Source organism: Mesorhizobium australicum WSM2073 (genome assembly GCF_000230995.2).
In the GTDB taxonomy this organism is placed as follows: domain Bacteria; phylum Pseudomonadota; class Alphaproteobacteria; order Rhizobiales; family Rhizobiaceae; genus Mesorhizobium; species Mesorhizobium australicum.
In genome coordinates this window covers 4923629-4945387 of the sequence record NC_019973.1, presented here as the reverse complement: position 1 = coordinate 4945387, position 21759 = coordinate 4923629, and the positions used below count along the sequence as shown (strand labels likewise).

Annotated in this window: 18 protein-coding genes, 1 tRNA gene and 1 pseudogene; 7 read left to right on the top strand and 13 right to left on the bottom strand. The window is 61.1% G+C overall.

Translation table 11 applies throughout. The features are described 5' to 3' along the window. Positions 1 to 25: 25 nt before the first annotated feature. The 7 genes from MESAU_RS23945 to MESAU_RS23915 all read right to left on the bottom strand — a co-directional run bounded on the left by MESAU_RS23945 (position 26) and on the right by MESAU_RS23915 (position 6830). Complete coding sequence (locus MESAU_RS23945; protein ID WP_015318601.1) at positions 26 to 2011, bottom strand: acetyl-CoA carboxylase biotin carboxylase subunit; 1986 nt, start codon at positions 2009 to 2011, stop codon at positions 26 to 28. 49 nt (positions 2012 to 2060) lie between these two features. After that, positions 2061 to 2435 carry a hypothetical protein gene (locus tag MESAU_RS23940; RefSeq protein WP_015318600.1) on the bottom strand — a complete coding sequence of 125 codons (375 nt, stop codon included), beginning with the start codon at positions 2433 to 2435 and terminating at the stop codon, positions 2061 to 2063. Positions 2436 to 2555: 120 nt separating this feature from the next. Next, positions 2556 to 3086 (bottom strand): O-acetyl-ADP-ribose deacetylase, encoded by a 531-nt coding sequence (locus MESAU_RS23935; RefSeq protein ID WP_015318599.1) that lies wholly within the window; start codon positions 3084 to 3086, stop codon positions 2556 to 2558. Position 3087: 1 nt separating this feature from the next. Further along, on the bottom strand, positions 3088 to 4695 hold the full coding sequence (locus tag MESAU_RS23930; RefSeq protein ID WP_015318598.1) for a carboxyl transferase domain-containing protein: 1608 nt from the start codon (positions 4693 to 4695) through the stop codon (positions 3088 to 3090). Position 4696: 1 nt separating this feature from the next. After that, positions 4697 to 5860 (bottom strand): isovaleryl-CoA dehydrogenase, encoded by a 1164-nt coding sequence (locus tag MESAU_RS23925; protein WP_015318597.1) that lies wholly within the window; start codon positions 5858 to 5860, stop codon positions 4697 to 4699. Beyond that, positions 5829 to 6479, bottom strand: a complete 651-nt coding sequence (locus tag MESAU_RS23920; protein ID WP_015318596.1) for a TetR/AcrR family transcriptional regulator — start codon at positions 6477 to 6479, stop codon at positions 5829 to 5831. The genes MESAU_RS23925 and MESAU_RS23920 overlap by 32 nt, the downstream gene beginning before the upstream one ends. A 66-nt stretch (positions 6480 to 6545) precedes the next feature. Next, complete coding sequence (locus MESAU_RS23915) at positions 6546 to 6830, bottom strand: acylphosphatase (protein ID WP_015318595.1); 285 nt, start codon at positions 6828 to 6830, stop codon at positions 6546 to 6548. Between the two features lie 69 nt (positions 6831 to 6899). Here MESAU_RS23915 and MESAU_RS31675 point away from each other — a divergent pair, with 69 nt between their 5' ends. Further along, positions 6900 to 7061, top strand: a complete 162-nt coding sequence (locus MESAU_RS31675) for a hypothetical protein (protein WP_174361971.1) — start codon at positions 6900 to 6902, stop codon at positions 7059 to 7061. A 103-nt stretch (positions 7062 to 7164) separates the two neighbouring features. Here the strand turns inward: MESAU_RS31675 and MESAU_RS23905 are convergent, their stop codons facing one another. Then, complete coding sequence (locus MESAU_RS23905; RefSeq protein WP_015318594.1) at positions 7165 to 8277, bottom strand: pyridoxal phosphate-dependent aminotransferase; 1113 nt, start codon at positions 8275 to 8277, stop codon at positions 7165 to 7167. 120 nt (positions 8278 to 8397) lie between these two features. On the opposite strand from MESAU_RS23905, the gene MESAU_RS23900 reads away from it, so the two are divergent. Next, entirely contained in the window at positions 8398 to 10062 is a 1665-nt protein-coding gene (locus MESAU_RS23900) for a tetratricopeptide repeat-containing sulfotransferase family protein (protein ID WP_015318593.1), read from the top strand. Positions 10063 to 10298: 236 nt separating this feature from the next. Next, on the top strand, positions 10299 to 11960 hold the full coding sequence (locus MESAU_RS23895; RefSeq protein ID WP_015318592.1) for a tetratricopeptide repeat-containing sulfotransferase family protein: 1662 nt from the start codon (positions 10299 to 10301) through the stop codon (positions 11958 to 11960). Between the two features lie 124 nt (positions 11961 to 12084). Here MESAU_RS23895 and MESAU_RS23890 read toward each other — a convergent pair whose 3' ends face one another. The 3 genes from MESAU_RS23890 to MESAU_RS23880 all read right to left on the bottom strand — a co-directional run bounded on the left by MESAU_RS23890 (position 12085) and on the right by MESAU_RS23880 (position 13811). After that, positions 12085 to 13278 (bottom strand): porin, encoded by a 1194-nt coding sequence (locus tag MESAU_RS23890; protein ID WP_015318591.1) that lies wholly within the window; start codon positions 13276 to 13278, stop codon positions 12085 to 12087. A 96-nt stretch (positions 13279 to 13374) separates the two neighbouring features. Continuing rightward, on the bottom strand, positions 13375 to 13626 hold the full coding sequence (locus MESAU_RS23885; protein WP_015318590.1) for a GIY-YIG nuclease family protein: 252 nt from the start codon (positions 13624 to 13626) through the stop codon (positions 13375 to 13377). A 94-nt stretch (positions 13627 to 13720) separates the two neighbouring features. Beyond that, positions 13721 to 13811: transfer RNA gene (locus MESAU_RS23880), tRNA-Ser, on the bottom strand. Positions 13812 to 14262: 451 nt separating this feature from the next. Between MESAU_RS23880 and MESAU_RS23875 the strand changes: the two genes are divergently transcribed. Together MESAU_RS23875 and MESAU_RS23870 are read left to right on the top strand one after the other, a co-directional pair. Then, entirely contained in the window at positions 14263 to 15399 is a 1137-nt protein-coding gene (locus MESAU_RS23875) for a porin (protein WP_015318589.1), read from the top strand. A 242-nt stretch (positions 15400 to 15641) separates the two neighbouring features. Then, a complete protein-coding gene (locus MESAU_RS23870; RefSeq protein WP_015318588.1) occupies positions 15642 to 16718 on the top strand; it encodes a tyrosine-type recombinase/integrase in 1077 nt (358 codons plus the stop codon). Positions 16719 to 16776: 58 nt separating this feature from the next. On the opposite strand, the gene MESAU_RS23865 is transcribed toward MESAU_RS23870, so the two are convergent. Together MESAU_RS23865 and MESAU_RS23860 are read right to left on the bottom strand one after the other, a co-directional pair. Continuing rightward, complete coding sequence (locus MESAU_RS23865; RefSeq protein ID WP_015318587.1) at positions 16777 to 17676, bottom strand: alpha/beta fold hydrolase; 900 nt, start codon at positions 17674 to 17676, stop codon at positions 16777 to 16779. 109 nt (positions 17677 to 17785) lie between these two features. Next, positions 17786 to 19816, bottom strand: a pseudogene (locus MESAU_RS23860) (lytic transglycosylase domain-containing protein). Between the two features lie 407 nt (positions 19817 to 20223). Here MESAU_RS23860 and dapA point away from each other — a divergent pair. Continuing rightward, on the top strand, positions 20224 to 21105 hold the full coding sequence (gene dapA / locus MESAU_RS23855; protein ID WP_015318586.1) for a 4-hydroxy-tetrahydrodipicolinate synthase: 882 nt from the start codon (positions 20224 to 20226) through the stop codon (positions 21103 to 21105). Between the two features lie 150 nt (positions 21106 to 21255). After that, positions 21256 to 21735, top strand: coding sequence for an SsrA-binding protein SmpB (gene smpB, locus MESAU_RS23850; RefSeq protein WP_006202221.1), 480 nt, complete (start codon positions 21256 to 21258; stop codon positions 21733 to 21735). Positions 21736 to 21759 lie beyond the last annotated feature (24 nt).

The window sequence follows — 21759 nt, the reverse complement described above, 5'->3', positions numbered from 1 at the left end:
CCATTTCAGTTTGCGGTCGCTCCTTCTATCCGCCGGCGGCCGCGGTGCATGCGTTCTGGTCCTCGGCGAACCGCACCAGCACCGCGCCGTCGGTGACCTGTGCGCCTTCCCCGGCGATCTCGGCGATCACCCCGTCATGCGGGGCGGCGATGGTGTGCTCCATCTTCATCGCCTCGAGGATCAGCAGAGGTTGCCCTTTGATCACAGCGTCGCCTTTCGCCACGCGCACAAGCTTGACCAGGCCCGGCATCGGCGCGCGCAGGCTGCCGGTGGCGGCGGCCGCTTCATCGCTCCTGGCCAAGGGGTCCGGCACCGCGAAAGTATAGCCGACGGCGCCTTCGAACACCGTGATGTGGCCAGGCCAGCGGGCGAGGCGGGGAACGGCGCGAATATCATGCGAACTGGTGCTGTCATAAGGCGCATCGAGCGCCACCTGGAAGCGCCCGTCCGATCGCACTGAAATCTTTGCCTGAATGGCTTCATCGCCGAACGTCAGCCGCATGCGCCGCGCCACGCCGTGGAAATGCGCATAGCCGGCGAGTGCCGACCATGGGTCGTTCGATGGCGGCAATGCTCCGGCACCCGAGGCCGCCATGGCGGCAGCCGAGATGATCTCGCCGGTCGGCGGTGCGACCGCCGTCAACGCCTCCTGGTGTCTGCCGATCAGGCCGGTATCGATGTCTTCAGCCGCAAAATCCGGATCGGCGGCAAGAGCGGCAAGAAAAGCGGTGTTGACGGTGGAGCCGGCAATCTCGGTTTGCGCGAGCGCGGTGCGGAGCGCTTCCAGCGCCTGCCGTCTGTCTCCGGCATGAACGACCAGCTTCGCGATCATCGGGTCGTAGTAGGGCGAGATGGCATCGCCAGCCCGCACGCCGGTCTCGATGCGCATCGCGGCGCCTTCGGGGACAACGTCCGGAAATCTAAGGTGGTGCAGCGTGCCTGTCGCCGGCAGAAACCCCTTGGCCGCATCCTCGGCATAGATGCGCGCCTCGAAAGCATGGCCGCAAAGCGTGATCTCGCTCTGTGTCTTCGGCAGTTTTTCGCCGCTGGCGACCCGTAACTGCCATTCGACGAGATCGGTGCCGGTGACCATCTCGGTGACCGGATGCTCTACCTGCAGCCGGGTGTTCATTTCCATGAACCAGAAGCGATCGGCCTCGAGGCCTTGCGAGGCGTCGACGATGAATTCGATGGTGCCGGCGCCGGAGTAGTTGATTGCCTTGGCGGCTTTTACCGCCGCCTCGGTCATTGCCTTGCGCAAAGCCGGCGTCATGCCGGGGGCGGGGGCCTCCTCGATTACCTTCTGATGGCGGCGTTGCGCCGAACAGTCGCGCTCGTAGAGATGCACCGCATTGCCGAAATTGTCGCCGAACACCTGCACTTCGATATGGCGCGGCTTGTCGACATATTTCTCGACCAGCACGCGGTCGTCGCCGAAAGCGGCCTTTGCTTCGCGCCGGGCGCTGGAGAGTGCCTCGGAAAAGTCATCGGGATGCTCGACGCGGCGCATGCCCTTGCCGCCGCCGCCAGCGCGCGCCTTGATCAGCACGGGATAGCCGATCTCGCGGGCCTTTGACGCAAGCAGCACGATTTCCTGTGCCTCGCCATGATAGCCCGGAACGACCGGAACGCCGGCTTTTTCCATCAGCCGCTTGGCGGCGTCCTTCAGCCCCATGGCGCGGATCGAGGTCGCCGACGGGCCGATGAAAATGAGGCCGGCCGCCACCACCTGGTCGACGAAATCGGGGTTTTCCGACAGGAAGCCGTAACCGGGATGGATGGCCTGCGCACCCGTGGCCAGGGCCGCGGCGACAATCCTGTCACCGCGCAGATAGCTCTCGCCGACGGGCGAAGGACCGATATGGACCGCCTCGTCGGCCATCTCGACATGCAGGGATCTCGCGTCGGCATCCGAATAGACGGCGACAGTGTGCACGCCCAGCTTGCGAGCCGTGCGGATGACGCGGCAAGCGATCTCGCCCCGATTGGCGATCAGGATTTTGCTGAACATGGAGCCTCCCGGGTCAGTATCGGGCGGCGCCATTTTGGTAGGCGCCGGCCTATTTCGAAGCGGCGATCTCGCAGGCGCCGCCGGTGGTTACCTTGTAGTGCGCGCGCGTGGCCAGACAGGATTTCATAGCCAGTTCTTCCGCTGCCTTTTGTGACGGCGCGTTCAGATGCCCGCCGCAGATTATGTATGATGACATGATCCGGGCATAAGGCGTGGTGGCGTAGGCCGAATGGCCGCCGGCCGCCACATAGGCCTTGTAGGTCTTGGTACATGGATCTTTCAAATTTCGTGGCAAATAGGGCGGGAAACGCTTGTCTCCCTCGCTTCCCGCCAGCGATCCGGCCACGCCCGCGCCATGCGCGGCGGTTAGCAGCAATGCCGAAAGTATTAAAGTAGACGCATTCCGTGAATATTTCCGTTCCATTCTCACCCCATCCCCATTGCAAAGTGCAGGACGAGCGATAGCGAATATTCTCCGGCGCCGCCAGAGCTGCGGGATGAGCTCGCGATTTCGTGAGCGAACGAAAGGCCTGGCCTATAAAATTCAATCTCCACCCAATGTTGCAAGATGTTGTCGGTATAGTTCCGCCATCGCTTCGTCGAAGCAGCAGAAAACAACGATTTCGGGAAGCGCGTTGTGCTTGATGAAGTCATTGACCTCATAGACGGCGATTTCGGTCGCGTCATCTTTCGGATAGCGGTATACACCGGTCGAGATGGCTGGGAACGCCACTGAGCGGCAATCATTGGCGACGGCTATGTCAAGCGAACGCCGGTAACAGGACGCCAGCAGCTCGGCTTCGCCCTTACCGCCGCCCTGCCAGACCGGCCCGACAGTATGGATGACATGTCGAGCCGGCAGCTTGTAACCGCTGGTTATCTTGGCATCGCCGACCTTGCAGCCATTGAGCATCCGGCACTCGAATTCGAGCTCACGACCCGCCGCGCGGTGGATGGCGCCATCGACTCCACCGCCGCCGAGAAGCGAGGTGTTGGCAGCATTGACGATGGCGTCGACATCCAGCTTCGTGATGTCGCCGGTGTGGATGCGGATCCTGTCTTGGGCCTTGCTCATCTCACATCCTGAACACGCCGAAGCGTGTCTCCTCGATCTCGGCGTTGAGCGACGCGGAAAGGCTGAGCGCCAGCACCTCGCGTGTCCTGGCCGGATCGATGATGCCGTCGTCCCAGAGGCGGGCGGACGAGTAGAGCGGATGGCCCTCATGCTCGTATTTCATCAGGATCGGCTTCTTGAATTTCGCTTCCTCCTCGGCGCTCCACTCGCCGCCCTTTCGCTCGATGCCTTCGCGCTTGACCATGGCGAGCACGGTTGCCGCCTGTTCGCCGCCCATCACCGAGATGCGCGCGTTCGGCCACATCCACAGGAAGCGCGGTGAGTAGGCGCGGCCGCACATGCCGTAGTTGCCGGCGCCGAACGAACCGCCGATGATGACGGTCACCTTCGGCACCCTGGCGGTCGCCACCGCCATCACCAGCTTGGCGCCGTCCTTGGCGATGCCGCCCGCCTCGTATTTGCGGCCGACCATAAAGCCGGTGATATTCTGAAGGAAAACCAGCGGAATCTTGCGCTGACAGCACAACTCGATGAAGTGCGCGCCCTTCAGCGCGCTTTCGGAAAACAGCACGCCATTGTTGGCGATGACGCCGACCGGCATGCCATGGAGGTGGGCGAAACCGGTGATCAGCGTGGTGCCGTAGTTCTGCTTGAACTCATCGAATTCGGAGCCGTCGACGATGCGCGCGATCACCTCGCGCACGTCATAGGGCTGGCGCAGGTCGGTCGGGACGATGCCATAGAGCTCATCCGCGGGATGAAGCGGCTGATGAGCTTTCTGTAAGCTCAGGCTTACAGCCTTGTTCCGATTCAGGTTCTTGATGATGCGCCGGCAAATGGCGAGCGCGTGTTCGTCGTCCAGCGCATAGTGATCGGCGACGCCGGAAAGCCTGGTGTGTACATCCGCGCCGCCCAATTCCTCGGCGCTGACGTCTTCGCCGGTGGCCGCCTTCACCAGCGGCGGTCCGCCGAGGAAGATGGTCGCCTGGTTGCGCACCATGATCGTCTCGTCCGACATCGCCGGCACATAGGCGCCGCCAGCGGTGCAGGAGCCCATGACGCAGGCGATCTGCGGAACGCCGGCAGCCGACATGTTGGCCTGGTTGTAGAAGATGCGGCCGAAATGCTCGCGGTCGGGAAAGACCTCGTCCTGGTTGGGCAGATTGGCGCCGCCGCTGTCGACCAGATAGACGCATGGCAAATTGTTCTGCAGCGCGATCTCCTGCGCGCGCAGATGCTTCTTCACCGTCAGCGGATAGTAGGTGCCGCCCTTCACCGTGGCGTCGTTGACAACGACCATCACCTCGGTGCCCTCGACGCGGCCGATGCCGGCGATCAGGCCGGCCGACGCAATCTCCTCGCCATACATGGACCATGCCGCGAACTGGCCGATCTCGAGGAAGGGCGAACCGGTGTCCAGCAATTGCGCCAGGCGTTCGCGCGGCAGCAGCTTGCCACGACCGACATGGCGATCGCGGGCCTCATCCGAGCCGCCGCGCTCGACTGTCCTGGCCTTTTCAGCGATGTCGGCAACCAGCGCGCGCATGCGCTCGGCATTGGCACGGAAGGTTTCGGAGGAGGGCGAGATCTGGGTTTGGAGGATAGCCATGCTACACCCCCTCCGCCATGATCTCGCGGCCGATCAGCCAGCGACGGATCTCGCTGGTGCCGGCGCCGATCTCGTAGAGCTTCGCGTCGCGCAAAAGCCGGCCGGTCGGATAGTCGTTGATATAGCCGTTGCCGCCAAGCAGCTGGATCGCGTCGAGTGCCATCTGCGTCGCTTTCTCGGCGGCGAACAGCACGCATCCGGCTGCATCCTTGCGGCTGGTCTGGCCGCGGTCGCAGGCGGCGGCGACGGCGTACACGTAGGCACGCGCGGCGTTCATCGCCGTATACATGTCGGCAAGCTTGCCTTGCACCAGCTGGAATTCCCCGATCGGCTGGCCGAACTGCTTGCGCTCGTGAACATAGGGGATCGCTACGTCGAGGCAGGCCGCCATCAGGCCGATCGGGCCGCCGGCAAGCACGGTGCGCTCATAGTCGAGGCCGGACATCAGCACCTCGACGCCGCGTCCTTCCTCGTGCAGCACATTGCCGAACGGCACCTCGACGTCTGAAAAGACCAGTTCGCCGGTGTTGGACCCCCGCATGCCGAGCTTGTCGAGTTTCTGCGCCACCGAAAACCCCGGCATCGCCTTTTCGACGATGAAGGCGGTGATGCCGCGCGATTTCCGGTCCGGGTCGGTTTTGGCGTAGACGACCAGCGTTTCGGCATCGGGGCCGTTGGTGATCCACATCTTGGTGCCGTTGAGCACATAGCGGTCATTGCGCTTTTCGGCGCGCAACTTGAGCGACACCACGTCGGAGCCGGCGCCGGGCTCCGACATGGCCAGCGCGCCGACGTGCTCGCCCGAACATAGCGGCGGCAGGTATTTTTCCTTCTGTGCCGGCGTTGCCCAGCGGTTGATCTGGTTGACGCAGAGATTGGAGTGGGCGCCGTAGGAAAGGCCGACCGATGCCGAGGCGCGCGAAATCTCCTCGACCGCGATCACGTGGGCGAGATAGCCCATGCCGCTGCCGCCGAAATCGGGATCGGCGGTTATGCCGAGCAGGCCAAGACTGCCGAGTTCTCCCCATAGATACGCCGGGAATTCGTTCTCGCGATCGATGTCAGCGGCTATCGGCGCGATTCTGTCCTGGGCGAAGCGGCGCACCAGGTCGCGCAACGCCTCGACGTCCTCATCATGCCCGAAGCTGAGCGTGTTCGTGTACATGCCGTTCCTCCCCGGTACCAATGCCGATGTTTGCGCCGACCAGGCGCATTGTCATCGAAAGGTATGTCTGCGTGACTTCGGCGATCGACAATCGCTCGCGCGGCCGGAACCAGACGATGACGCCGGTCATCATCTGGATCAGAGCCATGGCCGTCAGGCCGGTGTCCTCGATGCGGAAAATACCCGCCTCGGCGCCATCGCGCAGGATCGAACGCAGGTCCTTTTCGTAGGCCGTGCGCATGCGCAGGATCTGTGTCAGCCTGTCGGGCGACAGGCTGCGCAATTCCATGTTCGACACATGCGTGGCGTGGCGGCGCCCGATATGAAAGGCGATGTGGTTGCGCACATAGGCGGCAAGCTGCCGCACCGGATCCGCGTCGGCCGGCCTGGAACGCTCCCAGGCCTCGCGAAGCGCTTGCATATGGTCGCGCATCAGCGTGAACAGCAGGTCTTCCTTGGTCGGAAAATAGCGATAGAGCGCGGCCGCCTGCACGCCGACCTCGGCGGCCAGCTGGCGCATCGACATTGCTTCATAACCGTAACGCGCAATCAGGGTGGCCGCCGCTTCACGGACTGCCGCTTCGGTTCGCTCGCCGTCTGACCCTGTGGTGCGCGCCATCGTCGCCTCGTTGACGGCAGAATAATAAAACAAACGTTCAATTAATTCAAGCAGGCGGAAATCCGTCTATCCGATGATCCTGAAATCTCCAGGCGTGGCCCAGGTCTCCAGCTCTTCCACGTCGATGCGCGAGACAGCCGCGCCCGGCGGGCCTTGCCGAAGCCGTTCAATCATGGCCGCAATCGCCGCGTCGGCGCCGGTAAGCCATGCCGTCACCGAGCGGTCTCTTTCGTTGCGCACCCAGCCCAACAGCCCGAGCCTTGTCGCTTCATCGCGCATCCACGCCCTGTAGCCGACCCCTTGGACCGTGCCGTATATGTGCGCCTGCACTGCCCTTTTCCGATCATTCATGGGCTCGCTCCCGTTCCATAGAGTCTGGCGCAGCATCGAACGAAGGCAACGGTTGAAACGGTGACCGCGATGAAAATCGAGGGCCTCCGTTCCAAATTTTCTGCCGCCGGCCTGACCGAGATGTGTACCGATCCCGCGCTACTCCGGCCGCGCGTTCTTTCGCTCACCGCGCGCGGCCAGGCCGCGCTTGCGGCACTTCATGCGGCCACGGATCGTGATCTGGCCCGCTGACCGCGGGCTTGAATGACAGGGAAGCCGCGGAATTGTCGGATGTGCTGGCGCGTGCCGGACATCTGCTCGGCGCCGCGATGGCTCCCGAGCGCCGCGAAGTGCCCTAGTTTCCGCGCGCCGCTGCCAAGGCGCCAGGCAATTCCTCGGCGAAGATGTCCAGTTCGTGGGCGAGACCGACACTGACGCGGATGCAGTGGTCGAGCCGTGGCGCCATCGGCTTGCGGATGAAGACGTCGCGCGACAACAGCCCCTGCAGCACTTTCAGGGCAAAAGCACCGTCATGGCCGCAGTCGATGGTGACGAAATTGGTCGCCGAGGCGAGCGGCTTCAACCCGTTCTGTTCGGCGATATCGGCAATGCGCCGACGTCCGGCGGCGACCTGGGCCACCACCGTCTCGAGATAGGCCTGGTCGGCGAGCGCCTCGACGCCGGCGATCTGCGCCATGCGGCTGACACCATAGTGGTTGCGGATCTTCTCGAAGTCGCTGATCACTTGCGTCTCCGCGACGGCATAGCCGCAGCGTATTCCGGCAAGTCCATAGGCCTTCGAAAAGGTTCGCATACGGATGACGTTCGGCCGCGAGATGTCGATCGGCGGCAGGGCCGAGGCTGGTCCCAATTCGCCATAGGCTTCGTCGAGCACCAGCATGGTGGTTTCCGGCAAGGCTTCGATGAAGCGGATGACCTCGTCGGCTTCCCACCAACTGCCCATCGGATTGTCCGGGTTGGACAGATAGACCAGCGGCGCCTTCTCCCTGACGACTGCCGCGAGCAGACCGTCCAGGCTTTCCCTGTCATTCTCGTAAGGGACGGTCACCAGCCGGCCGCCGACACCGGCAATGTGGAAGTTGAAGGTCGGATAGGCGCCGAGCGAGGTGACCACGGCATCGCCAGGCGCCACGTACATGCGCGCCACCAGGCTGAGCAGACCGTCAATGCCTTCGCCGACAACGATATTTTCGACCGCCACATGGTGATGCGCCGCAGCCGCGACCTTCAGATCGTAATTGTCGGGGTCGCAATACATCCACTGGTCGCGCGCGACGCTCTCCATGCGGGCGATCACGCGCGGCGAGGGGCCAAAACTGCTCTCATTGGCGCCGATGCGGGCACGGAAAGCGCGCCCGCGCTCACGCTGCTGCGCTTCGGGACCGACAAACGGCACGGTCGACGGAAGCGCGGCGATGAGTGGTGAGAGGGCAGGGCGCACAGGCATGTCGGAAGCTCGCTTGGAAGGGGCCTTCTTGCTAACGTGACCGGATGGTTGGCGCAAGTTGCTCCCAGGCAGCAATATGTCGTGCTGGATTCGGCCACCTCTTTTTGCTAGCCAGACAGGATGAGCAATCGATTGCCGCCCGCTTGGTCCAAGCATCTTAAAACTTCATCTGGGCCAAAAAACCAGCAGCCAAAAATCGCGCAACCGAAAGCGAATCCGCTATCGCAGGCCCGAGCTGATGACGCGCTGCTCAGGCAGGCGGTTCAGCTTCAGCAGGCAAATAGGTTGGTGGAGGCGGAGGCGCTATGTCAGCGCGTCCTGGCTCGCAACCCGCGACACCCCCTTGCCTTGTATCTGCTTGGAACCTTTGCGCTCGGTCTGGACGACGAGATGGCCATTCGATGTTTTGAGCGGGCAGTGAAGGAGGCACCTCAAAATCCGCATTACCATCTGACCCTGGGTGAAACCTATTTGAAAGTCGGCGAGCATACGGATGCAATCAGGCATTTCGAGCGTGCTTGCGAATTGAAGGCCGACTGGGTCGAGGCGCTTTATGCGCTGGGCCGCGCCTACACCGGATTCGGCAAAGCCGACCTCGCGGTGCCCCTCTATGAGAAAGCGCTCAAGATCGATGGCGGCCGTTCCGCTATCCGAATAGGGTTGGCCAACGCGCTTGTAAGCCTCGGCCGGATGGATGAGGCGGCAAACTACATGAAAGAGGCGATCGCCCGTGGCCAGGATGTCGCCGCTGCTTACAACGGCCTGGTCGGCATACGAAAATTCAAGGAAGAGCCGACGGAGTTAAAATCCATTCTGGCTGAACTGAAGAATCCGGCGCTTGATAACAAAAGCATACAACAACTCCACTACGCGGCCGGGAAGGTGCTCAACGATATCAGGCGCTATGACGAGGCGATGGGCCATTTTCAGCAGGCAAAGCGCTCGACCCGCGGCTTTGACCTTGAGGCTTACCGCCGCGGCATCGATTTCTTGATCGAACTGTTCAGCCCCGAGATGTTGGCCGCCAAGACAGGACATGGAAGCTCTTCGGAAGTGCCTGTCTTCGTGCTTGGCATGCCACGTTCAGGCACCACTTTGACCGAGCAAATCTGTGCGAGCCACTTGGATGCTTATGGCGCTGGCGAGCTGACAAAACTCCGGCGCATCACAAACAGTCTCGCGCCCAAAACGCGCTCGCCCGAAGAATTGCGAAGCTCGATCCTGACCATGACGGTGAATCAGTCGAAGGCTTTGGCTGAAGACTATCTTGCCCATATCCGTCAACGGTCCCCCAACGCCCAGCGTATCGTCGACAAATTGCCGCATAATTTCGAACTTATCGGCCTTATAAGGCTTCTGTTTCCCAAGGCACGCATTATTCACTGCCGTCGAGATGCTATCGACAACTGCCTCTCGTGTTATTTCCTGAGTTTCAATGAGGACAATAGTTATACCGCGGATCTCCATATGCTCGGACTGTATTATCGCGAATACGACCGGCTTATGCGGCACTGGGATAAGGTCTTTCCAGGCCAAATCCTTGAGACCCGCTATGAGGACATGGTCTCCGACCAGGAAGCGCAATCGCGCCGCTTGATCGACCATCTGGGGCTGCCCTGGGACGACGCCTGTCTGCGCTTCTTTGACAAGCCAGGTTCGGTGAACACGTTTAGCCGCTGGCAGGTTCGACAACCGATCTACACCTCGTCTGTCAATCGCTGGAAGGGCTATGGAAGTTCAATCCTGCCGCTGATTGAGGCCCTTGGAGACTTGGCTGAGACTTAGTCTGGCACGCTTGCGCCGGAACGATGTCGAGATTTGGCCGTGGCTGCGCGAGACGTCCTGCCCCTCTGGCCTAAATCCGTTAAGCGGGTGGATGCACGCGAGTGCAGGACTGGATCAGATCTGCAGGCGTAGGGGAGTAAGATTTCGGTATCAAATAGTTCTGGCAAGTCTCCAGGCAACGGCCGGTGGTCTATCCCATGCTGGATTCTGTCGGCCGTTTTTGCTAGCGAGGCACGATGAACTCACGGCTGCCCCCAACCTGGTCCAAGCATCTCAAGGCACAGCCAGTGCAAAAGGCCAGACCCTTCGCCCAACCGGCTAAGCCTGGATCGTTGCTTGGGCCAACCGATGACATGCTGCTTAGACAAGCGCTGGAACTACAGAAAGCCGGACGGCTGCCGGAAGCCGAAGAACTCTGCCATCGTGTTCTGACGCGCTCGCCCAATCACGCGCTTGCCCTCTACATTCTTGGCACGCTGGGGCTCGGTTTCGACGACGAACTGGCGATCAAGTATTTCGCCCGCGCGGCAGCGAAGGAGCCGAAAAATCCATACTATCAGCTCAGTCTGGGGGAGGCCTTTCTAAAGGTCGCGGATTATCCGCTTGCGATTCATCATTTGCAGCGCGCCTGCGAGCTGAAGCCCGATCTCACGGATGCTCTTCGTCGACTTGGCGAAGCATATTTCATGTTCGAAAAGGCGGACGTGGCTGTGCCGCTCTATGAAAAAGCGCTCGAAATTGACCCCGACAACGCATTCGTCCGGACGGCCCTTGCGAATACTCTCGTTGCCCTCGGCCGCATGGACGAAGCTACGGTTTGCCTGAAGGAGAGCATCGACAGGCGCATGAGCGTGCCGTCGTCCTACAATACGCTTGTAGCGGTTCGAAAATTCTCCGCCGAGCCACCCGAGCTCAAAGCCATTCTGGACGAGCTTCAAAAAACGGCGAATCCCGCCGATGAGCCCTACCAGCTTCATATGGCCGCCGGTAAGGTCTTGGATGATCTTGGTCGCCACGATGAGGCCATGGACCATTTTCTCAGAGCCGCAACGAACAAGGGGTTCGATTTTGACATTGAATCCTACGGTCGACAGGTCGATGCGTGGATCGAGCTGTTCAATCCGGAGTTCTTCGCGGCGAGGGTGGGATATGGTGATCCATCTGAGACGCCTGTATTCGTGCTTGGAATGCCGCGTTCTGGCACGACGCTGACGGAACAGATCTGCTCGAGCCATCCCGATGTCCACGGCGCGGGCGAACACTCCAAGCTGGGGCGAGTCGCGGTTGCCAACGGTCTTAAATTGCAGCCGGGACGCCCATTGGGACGACCAGTCATGTCGATGACGCGAACGCAATCCAAGGCGCTCGCCGGTGAATATCTATCCAGCTTGCGTCTCAACGCGCCCGAAGCATTGCGAATCGTCGATAAGATGCCTCACAATTTCGAACTTGTGGGCCTCATCGCCCTTCTCTTCCCTAACGCACGGATTGTTCATTGCGTACGCGATCCCGTTGATAATTGTTTTTCTTGCTTCACCTCGAATCTTAACGACGCGCATAAGTATAATTCGGACCTTGCGGTGCTTGGGCTTTACTACCGCGAGTACGATCGCCTGATGCGCTATTGGAAGTCGATTTTTCCGGGACGCATTCTCGAGAATCGCTATGAAGACCTTGTTTCCGACCAGGAGGGGCAGTCCCGTCGGCTTGTGGAGCATCTGGGTTTGGAGTGGCACGACGCCTGCCTCCGTTTCTTCGAAAGGGCTGGCTCCGTCAGAACCCTCAGCCACTGGCAGGTTCGTCAGCCGATCTACAAATCATCGGTCAAGCGTTGGAAGCACTACGAAGGCAGGCTTCGGCCATTGATCGATGCCTTGGGGGATTTGGCTGAAGGCTAGCCGTTCTCAGTTGTTCGAACTGACTTTCTGCGCACGACGGAGGCCCCTTACCTGCGATAGTTGCAAGCGGCCTAAAAAAACCCGGCGGTTGCCCGCCGGGTTTGATTTCGCCAAGGCGAATTGACTAGAAGTCGCGTTGGAAGCGGAGGAGACCGCCGACGTTGTCCTTCTTGGTCGCGTTGACCCACACGGACTGGTTGTCGATGGCGCCTTGGCCGACGCGCTGCCAGTCGACTTCCGCCGTGACGGTGAGGCCGGGAACGACGGTGTAGGCGACGTTCGCCGCGACACCGATGTCCTTCCAGTCATCATACGACGCCTGGAGGTTGAACGATGTCTTTTCGTTAAACTTGTAGGTGCCGCCGCCCCATGCTGCCCAGTTGCCGCCCCACTGCTTGTAGAAGCCGCGGCCGAGCGCATCGATGTTGTTGGTCGGGTCGTTGAGGTTGTTGTCCGAGCCATAGCCGACCATGGCAAACAGCGACAGTTCGTTGGATACGTTGACGTCCAGGCGAACCTTGCCGGCGACTTCTTCGTAGTTGCTGTCATAGGCGACGACGCCGGTGATGGCGCCCCAGCCCTGTGTCCACTTCACACCGCCGACGACATGCGGAACATAGCTGTCGATGGTGCCAACCTCACCGGAGCCTTCTTCGAGCGAGACCACGGCCGAGAAGCCGTTTCCAGCGTCGAAGTAGTATTGGATGACGTTGGTCTGGAAATTGCCGTAAGGGACGATCGTGTCGTTGATGACGTTACCGGCGTAGCCGATGAACGTATCAAAGGCCGATTCGTCAGCGCCGACACGCAGACCGCCGAGCTGGATCCAGGCAAATTCCAAGGCGCTGGTCTTGTTGCGCGCCTGCCAGCCGTCGCCGCCAGCGTTAGGGTTCGCTTCGGTGTTGCCTGCGAGACCAGGGGTGCCATAGTCGCCGTAGCTGTTGCCGAAGTTGATGCGGTACTCAGTGTAGGTCTTCAACGTACCGAGTTCGGTTTCCTGGCCAGTCCAGGTCTTCAGCGTGAAGCGGGTCTGCTTCCAGTAGGTCGAGTCGTCATCACCGTGCTGGTGGTCCGTGACGTGATTGACGCCATCGAACGAGCCACCGTCGCCCACACCGATATCCTCACGAATATAGCCGCCGACGCGCAGGCAGGTTTCGGTGCCGGGGATGTAGAAGTAGCCAGCGCCGTAGACGTCGCAAATCTTGACGTATTCAGCGGGCTCCGGCTCGGCGACGACGACGGCGTCGGCGGCGCGCGCACCGGAAACTGCGATCAGGGCCGCAGCGGAGCCGAGAAGAAGGCTCTTGATGTTCATTTTCTGACCTCCAGTCAGAATCGCGAGCGAAGGCCGACGAAAAGCTGCCAGGAGAGCCGTTTTCCTTTTTATTTCAGGTAGATAATATGATGGCGGTCAGCGAGGCGCGGTCTGCAAGAAACGCTTGGTCGCGAAAGCCTTGCCCGATCCGGTCTTGAAATATCTCTCGAGTTGGCGAGCGTTGGCCTCGGTTTCGACCGCGATGTAGCTCTTCAAGGCTACGGGCAGGTAGGCCTTTGTCGATGGAAGATTGCCCAATCGGTGCGATTCGGTGCGGCGTCGAAGGTCGTTTGTCGATCCGACATAGATATCGCCGTTACGGAGCTCCAGGAAATAGACGTACCACATGGTCCCCCTACGCTACTTCGTAGCTTCGGGCGACACTCCTACGCCCAAATGCGGTTCCGGGTGGCCTGCCACCCGAAGCCCGCAGGGCGTAGGGTGGCGGAGAGGATGGGATTCGAACCCACGAGAAGCTTTTGACCTCTACTCCCTTAGCAGGGGAGCGCCTTCGACCACTCGGCCACCTCTCCGTTGAGCCGCTGGATAAAGAAAAGCGCCGGCACAATCAACAAGCCCGCATCATTAATATAGAAAATAACGGCGCTCTGTCGCCGCGGATTTCCGCGATGGGGCGGTAATGCGGCAAATCCCTGGCAGGTGACTCGCGGCCTCGCCACGATTCCATCGGCCGAATGCCGGATTCGGCCGGAAATAGCCGGCTGCGGCGGGCCCGATGGTTAACGAGAGCTTTCTGAGTGAGGCCAAATCGTGTCATTTGTGCAACAACGCTGGGGGATAGCAGCCGAACAGCCCTTTCGCCGGTACGATCGTTGTTGAACGCCGCCGGCTCATGGGTAATGTCGAGTTCGAAGGAGCGGCGCGGTGCGCATCTTTTTCGGTAGTGGGGATGGGGCAGGGAACGCTGTCCTTCAGCAAAGAATACCCAGACCCGTTTTTTAACTTTTGACTGGAGGTCAGAAAATGAACATCAAGAGCCTTCTTCTCGGCTCCGCTGCGGCCCTGATCGCAGTTTCCGGTGCGCGCGCCGCCGACGCCGTCGTCGTCGCCGAGCCGGAGCCCGCTGAATACGTCAAGATTTGCGACGTCTACGGCGCTGGCTACTTCTACATCCCCGGCACCGAGACCTGCCTGCGCATCGGCGGCTATGTCCGCTACGACATCGGCGTGGGTGATGCCGGCGCATTCGGTGGCGCCCAGAACGTTCCGGACCATATGGGCGATGGCGATCACGACACCTACTGGAAGAACGCCCGCTTCACGCTGAAGACCTGGACCGGCCAGGAAACCGAACTCGGCACGTTGAAGACCTATACCGAGACCCGCTTCAACTTCGGCAACAACTATGGCGACTACGACTTCCCGCAGACTGGCACGTTCGAGGCGCACAACAAGGGCGTTTCGCTGAATTTCGCCTGGATCCAGCTTGGTGGTCTCCGCGTTGGTAAGGATGAATCGGCCTTCGATACGTTCATCGGCTACGCCGGCAACGTCATTGAGGACACGATCGTCCCCTACGGCAATTTCGACACCAACGTCGTTCAGTACTACTTTGACGCCGGCAACGGCTTCTCGGCTGTGGTCTCGCTGGAAGAAGGCGCAGGCGCCGATACCATCGACAGCTACGTTCCGCATGTTGTCGGCGGTCTGAAGTGGACCCAGGGCTGGGGCGCTCTCACCGGCGTCGTTTCCTATGACAGCAACTACGAAGAAGTTGCCGGCAAGGTTCGTTTGGACGTCAACGTCTCCAACGAGCTGTCGCTCTGGATCATGGGCGGCTATGGCTCGGACGACAACCTCAACGACTTCGGTACCGGCCGCGGCTTCTACAAGCAGTGGGGCGGCAACTGGGCAGTGTGGGGCGGTGGCACCTACAAGTTCAACGAGAAGACCTCGTTCAACGCTCAGATCTCGTATGACGACTGGAAGAACCTCGGCATCGCTGCGAACATCGCCTATGACGTTGTTCCTGGCTTCACGGTCACGGCCGAAGTCGATTACCAGAACGTCGGCGGTGCTGACGACCTGTCGCAAGGCTGGGTCGGTGCGACCAAGAAGAGCAACGTCGCCGGTATCCTCCGCTTCCAGCGCTCTTTCTAAGGGCTGGTTCCTTACAGATGAAATCCAGCCCGGGCGCACAAACGCCCGGGCTGTTTTTGTTTCGTGACTGGGTCAACGCAAACCAAGGAAAGAGGGGGAATCGGTAGCTGAACAGATCCGTAGGTTGGTCTCGTGGGATCCGCGGTGGGCGGGTGAGATCACAACTGCGTGATTTAATCTCTTGAAAGGACGCTCCCAAGCGGATAGGGCTGATCCCAATCCACTCGGGGGAGTGACGGATAATGACCAACGAAGCGATTCAAGAGGGATACCCCTCTGATCAGTTTTCGACGTTTTCTTCTCAGAACTCGAAGATCAACTACACATATAACAAGATAAGAGAAGTAAAGTCATACCGGGTCGGAGAGCTTTTTTCAGCTTATCGAGACATATTGTGGGATGATGGGCGACATAAATATAATGTCAGCTCCTTCATCGGCGAGATAGACGAGATCCTCCTTGGGGAGCGTTTCAGCGCCTTTGACCAGAGTACCCTGGACAACCTTATCGGCACCTTGCGCCAGCGCGGCAACAGCAACGCGACCATCAATCGAAAGATGGCTGCTCTCAGCAAACTGCTGCGCAAGGCTTACAAGATGGGAGATATCCACAGCTTGCCCGAGTTTCGCCGCCAGAAGGAGCGGGCGGGACGAATTCGTTTCCTCGAGAGGGAGGAAGAGGCAAGGCTGTTTGCCGCTATCAAGAGCCGCAGCGAGGATGCTTACCGGCTTTCCGTCTTCCTGGTCGACACCGGATGCCGCCTCGGAGAGGCGCTCGGGCTGATCTGGAACGATATCCAGGAACATCGCGTCTCCTTCTGGATCACCAAATCCGGCCGCAGCCGGACCATTCCGATGACCGAACGGGTCAAGGAGGTCATCAAGCTGCCTCCGGCCGAAGGACGCCGACCCAAGGGCCCGTTCACCCAGCTCAGCCAGGCACAATTCCGCGCCATCTGGAACGATGCCAAGGCGGAAGTCGGCCTCGGCGCCGACGACCAGGTCGTGCCGCACATCCTGCGCCACACCTGCGCTTCGCGTCTTGTCCAGGGCGGCATCGACATCCGCCGCGTGCAGATGTGGCTTGGCCATCAGACCTTGTCGATGACCATGCGCTACGCGCATCTGGCCACCAATGATCTCGATGGTTGCGTTGTCGTGCTGGAGAAGCCTCGCGGCGAGCAACCGGCCGGCAACGCGGAAAGCTCGCTGTTTTCGTCGCCGGTGACGACGCCGTCGGCGAAGCGGAAGCAGACGGATGAGGGCGCTTCGGCGAAGGCGCCGCCAAAGGCGACCCGCAAAAGCTCCAAGGCCAAGTAGTTCCGACAGTTTGCCTTTGCCGCCGTAACAGCCCCGGGATCTGATCTGGTCTTGGGGCTTATTTGCCGCTTATTTGCCTCTCGGCGCGATCGAGAAAAGCAGCAACGGCGACGGGCAGGCTGCCGGTCTCGAGGAAAGGCGCGTGGCCTTGGCCCTCGACCGTGATCGCCTCGAGGTTTGGGTGGCGCTTCTTCATTTCTTCAAGCGTCTCGACGGAGAAAAGTCTCGAACTGGCACCGCGTATGACCAGCATAGGCATGACGGCCAGCGCCTCGAATTGCGCCCACAAATCCGGCAGTTTCTTGCTTAGGTCGAGGGCGGCGAGCGTTTCAACCAGCCTCGGGTCGAAATCCGGCATCAGCCCCTGATCTGTCTCGCGATAGAGCGCTGACGCCATCCGCTCCCAATCCGCCGAAGCGAGGGCGGGAAAGTCGCTGCTATGGGTGTCGCGCAGGGCATCGACAGTCTCGGCACGGCTCTTCGGTCTTGGCGTGGGATCGAGATAGGCGCGGATATGGTCAAGGCCGGCGGGCTCGATCACTGGCCCGATGTCGTTGAGCACGATGGCTTTCAGCGCCGCCGGCTGCATCGCGCCAAGCACATGGATGATCAGCCCGCCGCGAGAGGTGCCGATGAAGGCCGCCTGTTTGATGCCGAGCGCCGTCAGCCCGGCAAGGATGTCCCCCGCCTCGACGCCGACATTATAGTGACTGACATCGGGATCGTAGGCCGACTGTCCGCGTCCGCGATAGTCGAAGGCGATGACCTTGCGCGCAAAGGCGGATCGCGTTGAGAGATAGAGCGCCAGCTCGTGAAAATCCCGCGCATTACGTGTGAGGCCAGGCAGGCAGACGACCGGCCAATGTGCGGAATTCGCTTCGCCATAGACGCGCGCGTGAAGTCTCAGCCCATCTGGCGCGGCATAGAAGAAGTCGGAGAAACCTGGGTTGCTCGACATGGGACGGGTTCTCTAGCCGAAGGGATCGTCCACGTCTGCTATAGACGGAGCGCGGGAGGGTCAAATGGGAAAGGCTCCTCCTTCTCCTCACGAAGGAAGAGCAAAAACTTCAACTCCGCCCGTTCACGAGATCGCCGACGATGTCGTACTTGCCGGAGATACGCATCTTGTAGACCTCGTAATTCTCCATCACGCGCTGCACGTAACTTCTTGTTTCCGTGTAGGGAATCCGTTCGATCCAGTCCACCACCGCATCGATGTCCTTGCCGCGCGGGTCACCATATTTCGCCACCCACTGGCCGGCCCGGGCCGGGCCGGCATTGTAGCCCGCGAAGGTCAATACGTACGAGCCGTTGAAGCGATCCAGCTGTTCGCCGAGGAAGGCCGAACCAAGCGTCGCATTATAGGCGGCGTCGGTTGTCAGTCTGGTCTGCGAAAACTGCAATCCGGCCTTCTTCGCCAACTGCCTGGCGGTTGCCGGCATCAGCTGCAGCAGCCCGCGCGCGCCGGCACTGGATATGGCGCCGATATTGAATTCGCTTTCCTGGCGGGCGATCGCGTAGGCCAGCGCCTTGCCGGAACCGGAAATATTGGCCGAATCGGGGATGACGCCGAGCGGATGCGACAGCGCTCCGACGTCGATGCCCCGCGCTCCGGCGATCTTGCCGATTTTCAGCGCCATGAAATGGTTGTCCTGCTTTTCCGCCAGGACGGCGAGCAGCGCCAGTTCACCCGGACTGGTCAACTGGCCGGCAAGGTCGCGGTAGAGCGTTTCGGCATAGCGGTCGTAGCCCGCCTCCTGCAGTCGCTTGATGGCGGAGACGGCCTCGCGGCCGGCAAAGCTCTGCCGGTCGGCGGCACTTGGCTGGGGATAGACGATGTTGAGCGCCTGCCGGCCGACACGTTCGGCGGCGAGCTGGCCGTAAAACGTGGTGCCGTAGGTCGCCGCACGTCCAAAATAATCCTTGGCATTGCCGGGGCCTCCGACTTCCGCCGCGCGGCCGAGCCAGTAATAGGCGCGCGACAGGGTCATCGGTCCCTGGGCAAGGTCGGCGATGCGCGCGAAATGCGTCGCCGCGAGCTTGGGATCGTTCAGGCCACGCAGCGCGTACCAGCCGGCATGGAACTCGGCTTCCGCCGCATTGGCCGCGCTTTCGGCGGCATGCGTGGCGACTATCTTGTATGCCGTCTTCATGTCGCCCCGGTCGACCAGTTCGCGCGACAGCACCCGGCGTTCGACCCACCAGGCATCCGGATCGACCAGGAAGTCACGGTCCGCCGGCGCCTTCATGACAACCGCCGCGGCGCCCGCAAAATCCTGCTGCTTGCGCAGATACTCGGCCTGCGCGAAGAAATAGCCGGCCGAACGCTGCGCCGCCGGTACCGCCTTTAGGAATTTGGCGGCATTCTTGTCGCTCCTGTCGGCCGCCGCCCAGGCGTCGGCAAGCTGCTGGGCGCCGGCGAGGCCGGCGACACGCAAGGCGGAACTCACCCGGTCGGCATAGAACATGCGCTCCATGCGAAAACGGTGGTCGGCGGCAGGAACAAGGCTGCCGAACTCCTTGATCAGAGCCGTCTCGTTCTTGGCCTCCAGGATCGCGGTGCGCCAGAACGGCGACAGCACCGATCGCGCCGCCTTGGCGTTGCCGGACGACACATAGGCGCGCGCGAGAACCATCACGCCTTCGAATGTCTGCGGCTGGCTGCCGTCGAATGCCTTGACGACGACATCCGCCGCCGGGTTTTCGCGGTAGAGCGCGCGCTCGCTGTTCTTGCGCAAGGCGACGGTGCCCGGCCAGTTGGGCAGCATCTTCGCGGCCGCCGCGATGTCGCCGCTTGGAACCTTGTCTCCGCCGTAAAGCGCGATCGCTCAGGCCAATATGTGCTGGTCGAGCGATTGTGCGGGCAGTGCATCACGCACGCCGCGCGCGCCGGAAATATCGCCGGCCGCCAGCGCATCCAGTCCACTTTTCAACAGTGCGACGCTGGGTGAGGGGGCCTGTTGCGCCTTGTCCTGTACACCAGGCACCGGGATGGCCGAGGTGACCCGCACATCGACGCTGCCGCTGATCGCCACGCCGGGCATCAGCGCGGCGACGGCGCCAAGCAGCGCGAAGAGATGGGGCCGACTGGTCGGCATGATCGCGTGTCTTTCCTTAAATCCAGTATTTTACCGGCGGCGAAGAAGCCTTGAAGCCTAAACTTAGGTCGTGAAGGGCTCGTAAACAAAGGGTTATCGAGGCCGTTCGAATTACGCTTGCTGGCACCATGGCAATGCTTGCCGCGCAACAATGTCGAGACTATGGTGCGCGGCTTCGCTTTCGGTTAGAAGGCGCACCACGAAACACCGATGCATGGCGCCCAAAAGTGGATACCGGTTTTGGGGTAACGACATGCACAACCAACAAAGTGCATGGCGCCCAAAAGTGGATACCGGTTTTGGGGTAACGACATGCACAACCAACAAAGTGCATGGCGCCCAAAAGTGGATACCGGTTTTGGGACAACGACATGCGTGAACCGAGAAGTCCCAAGGAGTTGGACGACATGCTGAGAGGCTCGCTTACCGCGCTCGTGACACCGTTCGAAAAGAGCGGGCGTTTCGACGAGAAAGCCTTTCGCGCGTTCGTCGACTGGCAGCTTGGCGAGGGCACGACAGGCCTGGTTCCTGTCGGCACAACGGGCGAGTCGCCTACGCTGTCGCATGACGAGCATCGCCACGTCGTCAAGATCTGCATCGAGGTGGCCAAGGGCCGCGCCCCGGTGGTTGCCGGTGCCGGTTCCAACAACACCGAGGAAGCCGTCGGGCTCGTGCAGTATGCCGAAAAGGCCGGCGCCGATGCTGCCCTGGTCGTAACGCCCTATTACAACAAGCCGACACAGCGCGGCCTCTACGAGCATTTTGCCGCTGTCGCCCGGGCGACCAAGCTGCCGATCATCATCTACAACATCCCGCCGCGCTCGGTCATTGACATGATGCCGGAGACGATGGGCCGGCTGGCGCACGACTTCAAGAACATCGTCGGCGTCAAGGACGCCACCGGCAAGGTCGAGCGCGTGTCGGAGCAGCGCATGACCTGTGGCAAGGATTTTATCCAGCTTTCGGGTGAGGACGCTTCCGCGCTCGGTTTCAACGCGCATGGTGGTGTCGGCTGCATCTCAGTGACCTCGAACGTCGCGCCGCGGCTCTGCGCCGAATTCCAGGAAGCAACGCTTTCGGGCGACAGTGCGAAGGCGCTGGAGCTGCAGGACCGTCTCTTGCCGCTGCATAAGGCGATCTTTATCGAGCCCGGCGTGTCCGGCGCGAAATATGCACTGTCGAAGCTGGGCAAGGTCGAGAACGTGCTGCGTTCGCCGCTGGTGACTGTTGAACCGGCAACGGCCGAGAGGATCGATGCGGCCATGAAGCACGCCGGCTTGATCAATTAGCGAGCCGTTTGGGAAGTCTGCTCCCGCGATCATCTGAAGGCGCCACCTGCGCTTCCGGTGTTCCCGTACTATATGTACGCTCCGCTCCGGTTCTCGGTAGCACCATCATCTGACTCGCGGGAGCGAGTTTCGAAACGGACTCTAGACCTCATGAACCAAGTCAGAAAAGCCGATCCCAACAACAAGACCGTTGCCGAAAACCGCAAAGCGCGGTTTTCCTACGAGGTGCTCGACACGATCGAGGCCGGCCTTGTGCTGACCGGAACCGAGGTCAAGTCGCTGCGTCAGGGCCAGGCCAACATCCAGGACAGCTATGCCTCGGTCGAAGGCGGCGAGATCTGGCTGATCAATTCCTATCTGCCCGAATATCTGCAGGCCAACCGCTTCAACCACGAGCCGCGCCGCCGCCGCAAACTGCTGCTCAACAAGCGCGAAATGGCCAAGCTGTCGCAGAGCGTGGACCGCGAAGGCATGACCCTGGTGCCGCTGAAAATCTATTTCAACGACCAGGGACGCGCCAAGCTGCTGCTTGCCGTCGGCCGCGGCAAGAAACTGCACGACAAGCGCGAGACCGAAAAGCAACGCGACTGGTCGCGCGAAAAAGGCCGGCTGCTGAAGGAGCGCGGGTGATCGGGAGATAGCCTGCAAAGCCAA